Below are 515 nucleotides of genomic sequence, written 5' to 3'. Positions count from 1 at the left end.
GCTGTGCCGGCCGCTCGCTCCGTCGGGGATGGTCCGGGTGCGCTGTTCGGTCTGGATCTGGCCGGTGGCGTCGGTGGCGCGGACGGTGAGGTTGTGACCGCCTGGGGTGGCGTTCCAGCGGTAGGACCACTGGCGCCAGGTGCCGACGCGGTAGAAGTCGGCGTTGGGAGTGGTGAAGGCCGTGATGCCGGGCACCTTCAGCTCGACGCCGGCCGGGACCGCGGGCGCCGGGGAGGCAGGCTCGGGCAGGACCAGGCTTTCCCGGGAGGCCGCAGCGCCTCGGCCCTGCCTGCCGGTGAAGTACCGGCCCAGCGCACCGGCCGAGATGGCCGCCACGGCCGTGATGCCGGCCGGGGCAGGTACCTGCCCGGCTTTTGCCGCGAGGAGATAGAGGACGAGGGCTCCCGCCAAGGCTCCGGCGACAGAAGGGAGTACGTCGCCGATGCCGGTGGAATCGGGACGGCTCAGGGCGGCGACCGCTCCGACGATCCCGAACAGCAGAACGCCCGCGGCTC

General features: G+C 73.0%; 1 pseudogene. It reads right to left on the bottom strand.

The features are described 5' to 3' along the window. Positions 1–515: pseudogene (locus IE321_RS41705) on the bottom strand (hypothetical protein); the annotation flags it as partial.

The organism is Streptomyces hydrogenans (genome assembly GCF_014656075.1).
Lineage (GTDB): Bacteria > Actinomycetota > Actinomycetes > Streptomycetales > Streptomycetaceae > Streptomyces > Streptomyces hydrogenans.
This window is presented reverse-complemented; position numbering and strand designations above follow the sequence as displayed.